Origin of the sequence: Polaribacter sp. Z014 (genome assembly GCF_023555435.1) — a bacterium.
Classification (GTDB): domain Bacteria; phylum Bacteroidota; class Bacteroidia; order Flavobacteriales; family Flavobacteriaceae; genus Polaribacter.
Map to the genome: position 1 here is coordinate 262,223 of NZ_JALCZP010000001.1, position 13,864 is coordinate 276,086.

Consider the following 13,864-nt stretch of genomic DNA (forward strand, 5'->3'; position numbering starts at 1 on the left):
ATAATCTTTTACTACTCATTTTTACACCTAAAACTTTAAACTTAAATAGATTTTACGAACTGTATTTTTTAATAGAATAACTTTGTTTTATTTTTACACTTTATATTCTTTTTTAAAACCTCTATATGAGTAATAAATCTCTTTGTGATGAAATCTATTTTAATGAGTTTTACACTTCCCATATTCAGTCTGCAAGTAATTTTGCCTACTATAAATCTGGAGATAAAAACGCCTCTTTAGATTTAGCACAAGAAGCCTTTATAAAAATTTGGGAACATTGTTCTAACATAGATTTTACAAAAGCAAAATCTTACTTATTTACCGTTATTAACAATCTTTTTTTAAATAAAGTAAAACATCAAAAAGTGGTTTTTGAATATGCAAAAAGCAGTCCTTATTTAGATGTTAATAACCAAAGTCCAGATTATTTATTAGAAGAAGAAGAATTTAAAGACAAACTACAAAATGCTATTGCAGATTTAACAGAAGCAGAACGAGAAGTTTTTTTGATGAATAGAATTGATGGAAAAAAATACCGAGAAATAGCAGAATTGTTAGAAATATCTCAAAAAGCAGTAGAAAAACGAATGTCATCAGCATTAAAAAAATTAAGAAATAAAATAGACGGAATTTAAGACCGATTTAAGGTAGGGTAAACTACTGATTAGTTGTTTTATATATAGAAGTAGAAGAAATGGAAAAAGAAAACGACATCTTAAAGTGGCTAAACAGAGAAATTTCTGATGAAGAATTAATGCGTTTAAAAGAATCGAAAGATTTTAATACTTTAGACAAAATTGCGCATTATTCATCACAAATAGAAACGCCTAAAGTAGATGTTAACAAATCTCTTGCAGATTTAAAATTAAAAACTAAAAATACTTCTAAAAAAGGAAAAGTTATTCCTTTTAATTTTAAGAATTTATACAAATATGCAGCAGCAATTATTTTGTTATTAACAACTTCTTATTTTCTTCTTTTTAATACTAATAATACAAACTTTAAAACCGCTTTTTCAGAAACGAAAAACTTTAATTTACCAGATAATTCAGAAGTAGTATTAAACTCAAATTCAGAAATTTCTTATGCGAATAAAGACTGGCAAGAAAACAGAAATTTAACTTTAAACGGAGAAGCATTTTTTAAAGTACAAAAAGGAAAAAAATTTACAGTAAATACCGAAATTGGAGATGTTACAGTATTGGGTACGCAATTTAACGTTAAAGAAAGAGTTAATTATTTTGAAGTAAAAACCTATGAAGGTTTGGTAAGTGTTACTTATAAAAACACGCTGATAAAACTACCTAAAGGAAGCATTTTTAAAGTAGTAAATGGTGTTATAGATACTACAAATACCTTTAACATTAACGAGAAATCTTGGTTGCAAAAAGAGTCTAATTTTAAAAGTACAGCTTTGCATTTTATTTTAGATGAAATAGAAAATCAGTTTGCGTATACTATTGAAACTAAAAATGTTGATTTAGATATTTTATATTCTGGCGGTTTTACACATTCAGATATAAATATTGCATTAAAATCTGTTACAATTCCGTTACAATTATCTTATAAAATTGATGGTAAAAAAATTACTATCTTTAACCATGATAAATAAAGTACGGCTTGTTTTATGTTGTTTTTTATTGATAACAAGTGTTGTTTTTACACAGAATTCTTCTGATAAAATAGCACTTTCTTCGTTATTATTAAAACTTGAAAAAAGTTATGATATAAAATTTTCTTATTCTGATAATGATATAAAAGATATTTTTATTCAACATCCAAAAAAAGGAATTTCTATAGAAAATTTACTCGTTTTTTTAAATAAAGAAACTTTTTTACAATTTAAAACTTTAGATAATAGGTATGTTACTGTTTCTTTTCTAAATAAATATATTTCTGTTTGCGGAACCATTTTAAAATCTAATACCTTAGAACCTTTATTTTTAACTTCTGTAAAAGTAAAAGGTTATAAATTAGGTACAACCACAAATAATAAAGGTGTTTTTTATTTAAAAAATGTACCTGTAAATGCCACTTTAACTATTTCTTTTATCAGTTTTAAAACAAAAACTATTACTGCAAAAGAATTGTTTGCCACCAGTTGTAAAAAAATATATTTAGAAGAAGAAACAGAAGAATTATCAGAAATTACTATGCCTAAGTTTTTAACTGCTGGTTTGCATAAAAATGCAGATGGAAGTACTGTTTTAGACACAGAAAAATTCGGAATTTTACCTGGTTTAATAGAACCCGATATTTTAAAAACAATTAAAATTTTACCAGGTGTAGAAAGTATCAACGAAAGTATTTCTAACATTAATGTTAGAGGCGGTACAAATGACCAAAATTTAATGCTTTGGGATGGAATTAAAATGTATCATTCAGGTCATTTTTTTGGACTTATTTCTGCTTATAATCCGTATTTAACAAAAAAGGTAGCTGTTATTAAAAACGGAACCAGTAGTGCATTTTCAGACGGAGTTTCATCTACCATAAATATGGAAGCTTCTAATGAAATTACCAATAAATTTTCTGGAGGTGGAGGTTTTAATTTACTTAGCGCAGATGCTTTTTTACAAGTGCCCATAAAAGAAAATTTAGAACTTCATGTTTCTGCCAGAAGATCTATTACAGATGTTATTAACACACCAACCTACAAGAATTATTTTACTAGAAGTTTTCAAGGTAATTCTACCACAAATAATACTGTAAACAACACAGATTCAGACTTTTATTTTTACGATTATTCTTTTAAAATTTTATATGATATTAGTTACAATCATGCCATTAGAACTAATTTTATTCACATAAAAAACAATTTAGATTATAAAGAACAATACACTTCAAATAATACTACAATAGAAGAAAATAGTGTTTTAAAACAAGAAAATTTAGGAACCAAAATTAGTTGGGATGCAAATTGGGATGCAAAGTTTTCTACTAATTTATCTATTTTCTTTTCAGATTATAAAATAAATTCTTCAGATTTTAATAGAGATGCAGATCAATATCAAATACAATTTAATAATGTATTAGAAACAGCAATAAAATTGAATACAAAATATGAGTTTTCTGATATTTTAAATTTAACTAATGGATTGGTATTTAATAAAATAGAAGTTAAAAATAGTATAACTATAAATGCACCAACTTTTATTAACACAGAACAAAATGTATTGTTAAAAAGTGCTTTTTATTCTGAAATTGAATATCATAAAAAGAATACGTATGCTAGATTTGGGGTAAGAGCAAACTATTTTGAAAAGTTTGATAAACTTATAATAGAACCTAGAATTAATATTCGTCAGCAATTAAATACAGCCTTATCTTTAAAATTAGAAGGCGAATATAAAAACCAAAGTACAGCTCAGAAAATAGATTTTGAAAATAATTTTTTAGGAATAGAAAAACAAAGATGGGTACTTTCTGATGATAATATTACACCTATTATAAAAAGTAATCAAGCCTCTTTTGGAGTGGAATATGCTAAAGAAAATCTTTATATAGATATTACTGGTTTTTACAAAAAAGTAGATGGAATTACTGCTAAAAATCAAGGTTTTTATAACAATCAGACTGCAAATTCTATAGGAAATTATGAAGCAAAAGGTGTAGAATTTTTAGTAAATAAACAAACTAAAAAAATTAGTACTTGGCTAAGTTATACATACTCAAAAAATGATTATACATTCGATATTTTTAACCCAACAACATTTTCTAATAGTTTAGATATTACACACTCTTTAAGTGCTGCTTTTAACTATAATTTTTCTAAAGTTTTTAAAATTTCATTTGGGGGAGTTTTACGTTCTGGTAAACCTTATACAAAACCTGTTGTAGGAAATGAAACTATAGAAAGTAAAAATAGAACAATTGTTAATTACGACAATCCGAATCAAGAAAAACTAGCTAATTTCTTTAGAGTAGATCTTTCTGGTAGTTATGATTTTAATTTATCTAAGGCTATAAAATCTACTATTCGTCTTGGTTTTACAAATATTACAGATAAAAAAAACATCATAGATGCTTATTATCTTGTAGATAAAACTCGTAAAAATAATGTAAGAAGAGTAGATAATTATTCTTTGCCTTTTACTCCAAATTTAAGTTTTAGAGTCAATTTTTAGTTGAAAAGAATTTCTAGAGGTTCTGCCTTAAAATTCCCTACAAGACTAGAATTCATTTCTTTGCAGTATTCTAAATTAAAAATTTTATAAAGTTAGATAATTCTTGTGTTATCACTGTTATGACATTTCTCAGTACTTCAAAATGACAAGTATTGTGGCTCAGTTTTCTGTTATCACTGTTATGTGAGTCGAAGTGAAAATTTTAGAGTTTTTTGATTTTATAGAGTTAAAACTTACTCAATAACCATACAGTTTGTCATTTCGAAATGAGCTTTTTAGCGATTGAGAAATCTCATAAAGTTTGTTGGTATTGTGTTATCACTGTTATGGGATTTGTCCTAATGTAGAAATGACAATTGTTGCTGCTCAGGTTTGTGTTATCACTGTTACGCGGTTTCTCCTTTTTTAGAAATGACAAGATCAGGATTTAACATTAAAGACCTCACAAGTTTTAAAAACCTGTGAGGTCTGCGTTACTCTAAATTAACTTCCTTTTTTAGTATTCACTACGCGTTAAGGATAGAGCAATTGTTTGAGCTCTTTTTTGTTTTTTACAAAAAAAGCGAGTGCGAAAGCCTGACCCTTGTGTTAACGCCCAAAAAAACATTATAATTATTCTTTTTTCTGTGTTTTCTACCTCTCTTTTTGATGAAATTATTTATTATTAATTTCATGGTAAATCCATTGTACAAATTATATCTTTGCACTTACAAAATTCTACAAAAATGTTACAAGTACAATTTATTAGAGACAACAAAGAAACTGTTTTAGCTGGGTTAGCAAAACGTAATTTTGCCAATGCAGAAAAGATTATTGAAGAAGTTTTAACTGCGGATGAGAATAGAAGATCTACGCAAGTAGAGTTAGATAATACTTTGGCAGAATCTAATAAATTATCGAAAGAAATTGGTGGTTTTTTTAAGTCTGGAGAAGTACAAAAAGCGAATCTTTTAAAGGAAAAAACAGTTCAGTTAAAAGAAAAATCTAAGGAACTTGGCGAAAACTTTAATGCTTTTGCTGAAGAGTTGCAAACATTATTATATCAGATACCAAACATACCACATACTTCTGTTAAAGCGGGGAAATCTGAAGAAGATAATGAGAACATTTTTAGTGAAGGAACAATTCCTGATTTAGGGGAAAATGCTTTACCTCATTGGGAATTGGCTAAGAAATATGATATTATAGATTTTGAATTAGGAAATAAAATTACAGGTGCTGGTTTTCCGGTTTATAAAGGAAAAGGAGCAAGATTACAACGTGCTTTAATCAACTATTTTTTAGATAAAAATACCAAAGCAGGTTATACAGAAGTGCAAGTACCTCATTTGGTAAATACAGAATCTGCAACGGCAACGGGTCAATTGCCAGATAAAGATGGGCAAATGTATCATTCTACAGTAGATGATTTGTATTTAATTCCTACTGCAGAAATTCCTATTACAAATATGTTTCGTGGTAATTTAATGCAAGAATCAGAATTTCCAATAAAAGTTACTGGATATACACCTTGTTTTAGACGTGAAGCAGGTAGTTATGGTGCACATGTTAGAGGTTTAAACAGATTGCATCAATTTGATAAAGTGGAGATTGTACGTATTGAGCATCCTGACAATTCTTACCAAGCTTTAAACGGCATGGTAGAACATATTAAAGATATTTTAAGAGATTTAAAATTACCTTATAGAATATTACGTTTGTGTGGTGGAGATACTGGTTTTACGTCTGCTTTAACATTCGATTTTGAAGTATTTTCTACAGCGCAAGACCGTTGGTTAGAAATTAGTTCTGCATCTAACTTCGAAGCATTTCAGGCAAATAGATTAAAACTTCGTTTTAAAAACAAAGAAGGTAAAAGCGAATTGGCACACACCTTAAATGGTAGTTCTTTGGCTTTACCTCGTGTTTTAGCCGGAATTTTAGAAAACTACCAAACAGCAGACGGAATTAAAATACCAGATGCTTTGGTACCTTATTGTGGGTTCGATATTATTAACTAGTATTCAGTTTACAGAGGCAGTATACAGTGCTTAAGTTTGTGAAAATATGATTCAGTAGCGGTTTGCAGTTCTAATATTACTGCAAACTGAGACTGATTACTGTTTTTTTACTGCTTACTGACGACTGACGACTGCAAACTAACTTTAATTTGCTACAACAGCAACCATTAATCTTTTATATTTATTCATTTCTAAAAGAGCATTTAAATACGCACTAATTTGTCCGTTTTTCATAAACTCTATAGCATTGTTTTTTGCAATTTCGTATTGTTTTTTAAATGTATTCATCATCTTAAAATTTGATTGGTTATATACTCCTTAGACAAGTTCCGTGCCAAAATGTTACAAAGAACTACTCAGAATAGGCTCCTTTAATAAAGTTTTAACGTTTAGGTTGATTATCTTTGATACTGATGAAAAAACTATTTTTACTTATTTTTATTACTGTAACAAGCGTTAGCTTCTCTCAAGGTGATTATTACTTAGCAGAAGATTACTATAGAGAGGGAGCGTATGAAAAAGCGACTCAAATCTTTAAAAACTTATATGCTAACAACCTTTTTAATACCACTTATTTAAGTCGATTAATTTCTTGTTATCAAGAAACAAATAAATTTAATGAAGTAGAAAAAATATTAAAAACTGCGCTTAACAAAGACCCAAAACTCGCTTTTTATTATGTTCATTTAGGGTATAATTACCAAAAACAACAATTGCTAGAATTAGCACAAAAAAATTATACTATAGCCTTAAATTCTATTGATACAAACAGTTATTATGGTGGTTTTATTGGCAGATTATTTAAAGATTATAATCTTTTAGACAATGCAATTTTAGCTTATACAAAAACAATGGCTAAAAATAAAAAAGCAGATTATAGCTTTAGAATTGCTCAGATTTACGGAGAAAAAGGCGACTTAAAAAAAATGTTTGAAGCTTACTTTAATCTGGTTGATAAAAACATTGAAAATTATGATCTAGTAAAAAGATATACTAGTAGTTATATTACTAATGATGCAGAAAATGAAGCAAATATTTTATTTAGAAAAACACTTTTAAAAAAATCTGCTAGCAACCCAAAAGACGCTTGGAATGCTTTGTTAAGTTGGTTATTTACGCAGCAAAAAGACTATAATAAAGCTTTTATGCAAGAAAAAGCTTTGTACAAAAGAAACCCTGTAGACTTAAATTCGGTTTTTGATTTAGGAAAAATAGCTTTTGATAACAAAGATTATATTGCTGCAAAAGAATGTTTTAACTTTATAACGCAACAAGAAACGCTACCAATAGAAAAAATAGATGCCTCTCTTTACCTCGCTAAAATAGCAGTAGCAACAAACAACCCTGAAGTAGAAAAACTGTTTCTATCGCTTTTTAATCAATTTGGTAAAAATTCATCAACCATAAAATTACAAGTGGAATATGCAGATTTTTTAACCTTTAAAAAAGACCAACCAAACGAAGCTAAAACTGTTTTAGAAGAAGCCTTAAGTTATACTCGTTCTAGATTTGGTAAAGCAAGAATAAAACTAAAATTAGGAGATATTTTGGTTTTTACAGGAAATTACAACAAAGCATTGATCTATTTTTCTCAAATTCAAACGCAACTCAAAAACCACGAATTAGCACAACAAGCTCGTTTTAAAGTAGCACAAACAAGTTATTATAAAGCCGATTTTACGTGGGCAAAAGCACAATTAAAAGTATTAAAAGGCTCTACAACACAATTAATTGCAAATGATGCCTTAGAATTGTATTTAAAAATAACAGATAATGAACCTGTAGATTCTATTCCGTCTGGCTTAAAGCAATTGGCAAAAGCAGAACTGCTCTCTTATCAAAATAAAAATGAGGAAGCATTAGCAGAATTACACAGTTTGTTTACACCTAAAATTGTTTTTGAAAATGGATTAACCTCAGCTGAAGTTATTTATGATGATGTACTCTTTTTTGAAGCAAAATTATTCATCAAACAAAAAAAATATAAGGAAGCTCTTTTAAGTTTTTCAAAAATTATTGCAGCAGATAATCAAGGTATTTATGCAGATGATGTGTATTACGAAATGGCAGAATTGTATAATAATCAATTAAACAACCCAGAAAAAGCCTCAGAATACTATCAAAAGATTATTTTTGACTATTCTTCTAGTATTTATCTAGTAGATGCTAGAAAAAAATATCGAAAATTAAGAGGAGATGATATTTAACACTCTAATTTTTTCAATTAAACATTTACACAAAATTACAATTACACAGCATAATGTACATATACAACGTAACTATAAATATAGATGAAACCGTTCATAAAGAATGGCTTACATTTATGGAAAGTCATATTTTAAAAGTCTTAAATACTGGCAGATTTACGTCTGCAAAACTAACCCAAGTTTTGGTAGAAGAAGAAATGGGTGGTAGCACTTATTCTATACAATATACTGCAAACTCAAGAGAAGATTTAGATGCTTATTATAAACACGAAGCAGAAACATTACAACAGAAAAGTCTTCAGAAATTTGGAGATAAAATGTTAGCTTTTAGAACAGAATTAAGATTAGTAAAAGAATTTTATCCTACAAGTGTAGGGAATTAAAAAAGTATAAATATGTCAGTTAAAGCAAAAAAACATTTAGGTCAGCATTTTTTAACAGATGAAAGCATTGCAAAAGATATAGCAGATGCATTAACTGGTAATGGATATGATGATGTCTTAGAAATTGGTCCTGGAATGGGAGTTTTAACCAAATATTTATTGCCCAAAAAAGCAAAGGTTACTGTCATGGAATTAGACAGAGAATCTGTTGCGTATTTGCACGAAACTTTTCCTTTAGAGCACATTAAATTGGATACTTCTAGGGATCATTTCGAAATTATAGAAGGAGATTTTTTAAAGAATAATATTCAAGATATTTTTAACAAAAAACAAGTAGCTATTATTGGTAATTTCCCTTATAATATTTCTACTCAAATTGTTTTTAAAGCCATTGAAAACAGAGAATATGTTCCTGAATTTGCGGGTATGTTTCAAAAAGAAGTGGCAAAAAGAATTGCAGAAAAAGAAGGATCTAAAGTATACGGAATTCTATCTGTATTAACCCAAGCCTTTTTTGATGTAGAATACTTATTTACCGTTCCGCCAACGGTATTTAATCCACCTCCAAAAGTAGACTCTGGGGTTATTAGATTCATCAGAAAAAAAGATTATTCGTTACCTGTAGATGAAAAGATATTTTTTAGAGTAGTAAAGACCGCATTTAATCAACGAAGAAAGATGTTGCGCTCTAGTTTAAAGTCCTTTAATCTTTCGGATTCCTTAAAGGAAGATCCTATCTTTGCGAAACGCCCAGAACAGTTATCTGTTGAAGCTTTTATCTCTCTAACGCAAAAATTAATAGAAAATGGCATTTGAACTTACTGATCAATTTCTAGAAAAACTAATAGACTTTATTGATGAACACAATGATTCTGAAATAAAAAAACTATTTACAGAAGTCCATTTTGCAGATATAGCCGAAGTTTTAGACGAAGTAAATTTTGAGGAAGCTATTTACATTATCAAACTTTTAGATAGCGAAAAAACATCAGAAATTCTAACAGAATTAGATGAAGACACACGTGAGAAAATTTTAGACAACTTATCTGCTAAAGAAATTGCAGATGAAGTTAGAGAAATGGATACCGATGATGCAGCAGATATTATTGGAGAACTTTCAGAAGAACGTCAGCATCGTGTAATTTCTGCTTTAGAAGATGATGATCATGCAGCAGATATTAAAGAATTATTGTCTTATAACGATGATTCTGCAGGGGCATTAATGGCAAAAGAGTTGGTAAAAGTTTATGAAACTTGGACAGTTGCGGGATGCATGCGTAGAATTAGAGGTCAAGCTAAAGATGTAACGAGAGTGCATTCTATTTATGTAGTAGATAGAGAAGATAAATTGGTAGGTAGAATGTCTTTAAAAGACTTAATAATTGCCAAATCAGATCATAAAATTGCAGAAATCTGTAAAACCAAAGTAGATGCCGTAAACGTACATGATCCAGAAGAAGAGGTTGCTAAAATAATGGCTAAATACGATTTAGAAGCCATACCTGTTGTAGATGATAACAATGTTTTGGTGGGTAGAATTACCATTGATGATATTGTAGATGTTATTAGAGAAGAGGCCGATAAAGATTACCAAATGGCGGCTGGTTTTTCTCAAGATGTAGAGGCAGATGACACTATCTGGGAACTTACAAAAGCACGTTTACCTTGGTTAATATTAGCGCTGTTTGGTGGCTTTATTTCTGTTTCAATTTTAGGAGGTTTCAGTGGAGCTATGCAAGATCATAAAGAACTTTTCTTTTTTACACCACTAATTGCGGCAATGGCAGGTAATGTAGGTGTGCAATCTTCTGCAATTATTGTGCAAGGTTTGGCTAACGACAGTTTAAAAGGCTCACTTTTTAAAAGGTTATTAAAAGAAATTTTACAAGGGTTATTAAACGGTTTTGTCTTGGCTGCATTATTAATGTCTGCAGGAATGTTATTTTTAGGTTTTGATTTAGAATTAGGAATTACCGTAGCTGCATCTTTAATTTCCGTAATTATTATTGCCTCAATTATCGGAACCTTTATTCCTATCATTTTAGCAAAAAAAGGGATAGATCCCGCTTTAGCAACAGGGCCATTTATTACAACAAGTAATGATATTTTAGGAATTTTAATCTACTTTTCTATCGCTAAATTAGTATTGGGTTTCTAAGTTTAATTTCTTGCTTAAAACCTATTAAAATAGAGTTAAAGTCCTTCCCAAAAACAAAAAAAATCTTTCAGATAAACTGAAAGATTTTTATTCTTTTCATTTTCGATATACCTTAATGCATATCTGCAATTGTCCCCTTAATTATACGTAATATAATTATTACACAAACATACAACTATAGTAAAAATGTAAAATGTAAAAAACCGAAATTAAAAATGCGGTTTTCCGCAAAAAAAATAATTGTTGTTTTAAAATCAAACACACCTATTCTTTTAGGTTAATCTATAATTCCTAATTCTTTTGCTTTAAGAACTAGGTCTGTATTATTTTTTGCATTTAAATCTGTTCTTAAGTTACACAATTTAGTTTCTATAGAACGAAGTTTTAAAAAAGAACTATCTGGTTTTGTAATTACACCTTCTAAATTACTTATTTTAGGGTGTTTTGGAAGCTCCTTTAAAATTTGAATAGCAACATCATCCATTTGAATTTGAACAATGTTTCTACGCATTATTTTTTGATGAATCTCATGGGTATAATAAAAATTATTTGCTAACATTTTTTGAACCGCAAAACCAATTTCTGTAGCATCGCATTTGCTTTTTAATAGGTAGGCATTTGGTTTTAAATTACTAATTACATTATATACTCTATTGGTTTCTGTATGCCCTGTTATAACTGCTATTTTAATATCAAACTCATTATTTCTAATAGCTTTTATCAATTCTTCTCCCCCATCTAAACTTGTTTCATCTGTAGCATTATCAAAACTTAAATCGGTAAATAATAAGTGAAAAGGGTTGGTTTTTTGATGACTTTTTATCATCCGGAAAGCGTCGTCACAAGTATTAGTAGTAATCACATCAAAATCGCCAACTTCCTTTAAAGAGCAAAGTATTCCTTGTATTACTAATTGATGATCATCAACAATTAAAATTCTAGTTTTATTTTCCATTCTTAGGGATTTCTACACTAATATTTGTTCCTTTTTCTACCTCACTTTCAATATTAAAGATTCCATTAATTTCATTAACTCTTTCTTTCATATTTTTTAAACCTATTCCGTTTTTCTTATCTGTAAGATTAAAACCTTTTCCGTTATCAGAAATCGATAAAAAGATAGAGTTATTTGTTTCACTAAACTCTAACACAACTATTTTTGCTGCTGCATGTTTTTTGGCATTTTGTATACCTTCTCTTATCGATAAAAATAATGTTCTTTTTATGGAATTGTTTATTTCTAACCAATTTACGCTATCTATTTCTTTTACTTTAATCTTAAAATCTATTTCAAAAAAATCTGATACTAGATTAATTATCTGATTTTTAAATGAAACTTTATCAAAACTTTCACTACTTAATTGATGCGATAAATTTCTAACATTTTCTTTAATAATATTTAAGCTTCTGGCTTCTTCTTGTTGGTTAGCGTTTTCTAACTTTAAAAGCAACATTCTAATATCTCCAGCAACCTCATCATGCAAAGATTTTGCAATTTGCTGTCGCTCTTTTTCGCGTGCTTCAATTTTTTGCATCTTTGCTTCAAACATAATTTTTTTTCTTCTATTAGAAACCACAATTGCCGCAAAACCGATAAATAAAAGACTTGCAGTAGCTATTAACCAACCAATAATTTTTTGTTGTTTCTGACGCTCTAATTCTAAATTTTTTCTTGAGTTTTCTTGCTTTAAACCAACGTTTTCTTTGTCCTTTTTTTCAGTTTCATATCTAATTTTTGCAAACTGATTTTTTAAAGACCTTTCTCTTCTATAAAGACTATCATTTAAAGTAATATGTTCTTCTAATAACAGCCTCCCTTTTTCACCTTTTACCAAATGAGATAAAAGTAAAAGATTGTCTAAAGTGTACCTATTGAAGTTTATTTGTTTCGCTAATTCTAATCCTTTATTAGAATGAAATATTGCTTTTTTAGTTTCCTTATTTGCCTCATAAATTTTACCTAAATTAGAATGAGCCAATACTAAACCTCTTTTGTAATTTCTTTCTTGTCTAAGTTTTAAAACCTCTAAATACCCTTCTAATGCATCTTTTTTATTTCCTAATAAAAAATTATTAAAAGCAATACCTCCCAATGCAGTTTCATATCTATAAACATTTTTAAATTGAAGACTGTCTATAGCTAAACTTTTCTTAAAATAATTTATAGCTTCTGTATAATTCCCTTCAGACTCATAGGTAGTTGCTAAATGATTAAACAATCTTGCCTCTTGGTATTTTATATCTAATTCTGGACTTTTCTTTTGGATTTCAAAGAATTTTAGATACGTTTTTCTAGCTTCTTCCTGTCTATCTGTCATGAATAAAACATTTCCTAACCTTTCATATAAAAGCCCCGTAAAAAAAACTTCATTAGGATAATTTTCTAGACCCGAACCTTTAATACGAGGTTCTACAAAACGTAATCCTTCTATAATAGAAATTTCACTTCCTAAATAATCTCTTTCATCATATTGAAGCGCAGCCATAGACAACAACCTTCTGGTTGCTTCTAAAGAATCTTTTAACTGTACAGAAATGTCTTTAGATTTGCTATAATAATAAAAAGTGCTATCAAATTTAAATTTAACCTTAAAATAAAGCCCCTTATAATAATAGCTTTTTGCTAAAGCAGAAGCATCTTTAGTTCTATTATAAAATTGATGCAACTTCTTTTCAGTTACACTCAAATTTGTAGTGTCTCCATTAAAAAAGCTTTTCATACCAAAATTTATGTAGGTAATTCTAATTAAAGAATCATTTTTGGTATTTTCTGATAATAGATAGGCTTGTTTTGGTATATGGAGTTGTTTAGTTTTTTGGTATTCTTTTAATAAATAATCTAAAGAATCTATACTTTTCTCTTGAGAAAAAATAGAAAAACTGACTAAAAAGAGTAACAGCAAATACTTGTTTTTACTGCAAAAAATATTTTCTTCAAACTTCATTTATTAGGGGCCAAATAATTAGAAGACTATAAAAATAGAATTTT

11 protein-coding genes are annotated in these 13,864 nt (G+C 28.5%); 8 read left to right on the forward strand and 3 right to left on the reverse strand.

Annotated features, from left to right (window positions below):
• Positions 1 to 125 precede the first annotated feature (125 nt).
• The 4 genes from MPF19_RS01200 to serS all read left to right on the forward strand — a co-directional run bounded on the left by MPF19_RS01200 (position 126) and on the right by serS (position 6,127).
• Entirely contained in the window at positions 126 to 635 is a 510-nt protein-coding gene (locus MPF19_RS01200; RefSeq protein WP_203395149.1) for an RNA polymerase sigma factor, read from the forward strand.
• Positions 636 to 694: 59 nt separating this feature from the next.
• On the forward strand, positions 695 to 1,612 hold the full coding sequence (locus MPF19_RS01205; protein WP_249986444.1) for a FecR family protein: 918 nt from the start codon (positions 695 to 697) through the stop codon (positions 1,610 to 1,612).
• Positions 1,575 to 4,127, forward strand: coding sequence for a TonB-dependent receptor (locus MPF19_RS01210; protein WP_249986445.1), 2,553 nt, complete (start codon positions 1,575 to 1,577; stop codon positions 4,125 to 4,127). The genes MPF19_RS01205 and MPF19_RS01210 overlap by 38 nt, the downstream gene beginning before the upstream one ends.
• Before the next feature lie 725 nt (positions 4,128 to 4,852).
• Positions 4,853 to 6,127, forward strand: coding sequence for a serine--tRNA ligase (serS, locus tag MPF19_RS01215; RefSeq protein WP_249986446.1), 1,275 nt, complete (start codon positions 4,853 to 4,855; stop codon positions 6,125 to 6,127).
• Between the two features lie 144 nt (positions 6,128 to 6,271).
• On the opposite strand, the gene MPF19_RS01220 is transcribed toward serS, so the two are convergent.
• The gene (locus MPF19_RS01220; protein WP_249986447.1) at positions 6,272 to 6,415 is read right to left on the reverse strand and encodes a hypothetical protein; all 144 of its coding nucleotides are present in this window, start codon (positions 6,413 to 6,415) and stop codon (positions 6,272 to 6,274) included.
• Between the two features lie 125 nt (positions 6,416 to 6,540).
• Here MPF19_RS01220 and MPF19_RS01225 point away from each other — a divergent pair, with 125 nt between their 5' ends.
• From MPF19_RS01225 to mgtE, 4 genes are read left to right on the forward strand one after another with little or no spacing between them, the layout of a single operon-like run.
• Positions 6,541 to 8,334 (forward strand): tetratricopeptide repeat protein, encoded by a 1,794-nt coding sequence (locus MPF19_RS01225; RefSeq protein ID WP_249986448.1) that lies wholly within the window; start codon positions 6,541 to 6,543, stop codon positions 8,332 to 8,334.
• A 53-nt stretch (positions 8,335 to 8,387) separates the two neighbouring features.
• The gene (locus tag MPF19_RS01230) at positions 8,388 to 8,717 is read left to right on the forward strand and encodes a DUF4286 family protein (protein WP_203392890.1); all 330 of its coding nucleotides are present in this window, start codon (positions 8,388 to 8,390) and stop codon (positions 8,715 to 8,717) included.
• A gap of 12 nt (positions 8,718 to 8,729) precedes the next feature.
• Complete coding sequence (gene rsmA / locus MPF19_RS01235) at positions 8,730 to 9,533, forward strand: 16S rRNA (adenine(1518)-N(6)/adenine(1519)-N(6))-dimethyltransferase RsmA (protein ID WP_203392889.1); 804 nt, start codon at positions 8,730 to 8,732, stop codon at positions 9,531 to 9,533.
• Positions 9,523 to 10,875, forward strand: a complete 1,353-nt coding sequence (gene mgtE, locus MPF19_RS01240; protein ID WP_203392888.1) for a magnesium transporter — start codon at positions 9,523 to 9,525, stop codon at positions 10,873 to 10,875. The genes rsmA and mgtE overlap by 11 nt, the downstream gene beginning before the upstream one ends.
• 277 nt (positions 10,876 to 11,152) lie before the next feature.
• Here the strand turns inward: mgtE and MPF19_RS01245 are convergent, their stop codons facing one another.
• Positions 11,153 to 11,830, reverse strand: a complete 678-nt coding sequence (locus tag MPF19_RS01245) for a response regulator transcription factor (protein ID WP_249986449.1) — start codon at positions 11,828 to 11,830, stop codon at positions 11,153 to 11,155.
• Positions 11,820 to 13,820, reverse strand: a complete 2,001-nt coding sequence (locus MPF19_RS01250; RefSeq protein WP_249986450.1) for a tetratricopeptide repeat-containing sensor histidine kinase — start codon at positions 13,818 to 13,820, stop codon at positions 11,820 to 11,822. The genes MPF19_RS01245 and MPF19_RS01250 overlap by 11 nt, the downstream gene beginning before the upstream one ends.
• Positions 13,821 to 13,864 lie beyond the last annotated feature (44 nt).

Coding starts and splice junctions, on each gene's coding strand:
- MPF19_RS01200 (WP_203395149.1), top strand. CDS start 126: ATGAGTAATAAATCTCTTTGTGATGAAATCTATTTTAATGAGTTTTAC.
- MPF19_RS01205 (WP_249986444.1), top strand. CDS start 695: ATGGAAAAAGAAAACGACATCTTAAAGTGGCTAAACAGAGAAATTTCT.
- MPF19_RS01210 (WP_249986445.1), top strand. CDS start 1,575: ATGGTAAAAAAATTACTATCTTTAACCATGATAAATAAAGTACGGCTT.
- serS (WP_249986446.1), top strand. CDS start 4,853: ATGTTACAAGTACAATTTATTAGAGACAACAAAGAAACTGTTTTAGCT.
- MPF19_RS01220 (WP_249986447.1), bottom strand. CDS start 6,415: ATGAATACATTTAAAAAACAATACGAAATTGCAAAAAACAATGCTATA.
- MPF19_RS01225 (WP_249986448.1), top strand. CDS start 6,541: ATGAAAAAACTATTTTTACTTATTTTTATTACTGTAACAAGCGTTAGC.
- MPF19_RS01230 (WP_203392890.1), top strand. CDS start 8,388: ATGTACATATACAACGTAACTATAAATATAGATGAAACCGTTCATAAA.
- rsmA (WP_203392889.1), top strand. CDS start 8,730: ATGTCAGTTAAAGCAAAAAAACATTTAGGTCAGCATTTTTTAACAGAT.
- mgtE (WP_203392888.1), top strand. CDS start 9,523: ATGGCATTTGAACTTACTGATCAATTTCTAGAAAAACTAATAGACTTT.
- MPF19_RS01245 (WP_249986449.1), bottom strand. CDS start 11,830: ATGGAAAATAAAACTAGAATTTTAATTGTTGATGATCATCAATTAGTA.
- MPF19_RS01250 (WP_249986450.1), bottom strand. CDS start 13,820: ATGAAGTTTGAAGAAAATATTTTTTGCAGTAAAAACAAGTATTTGCTG.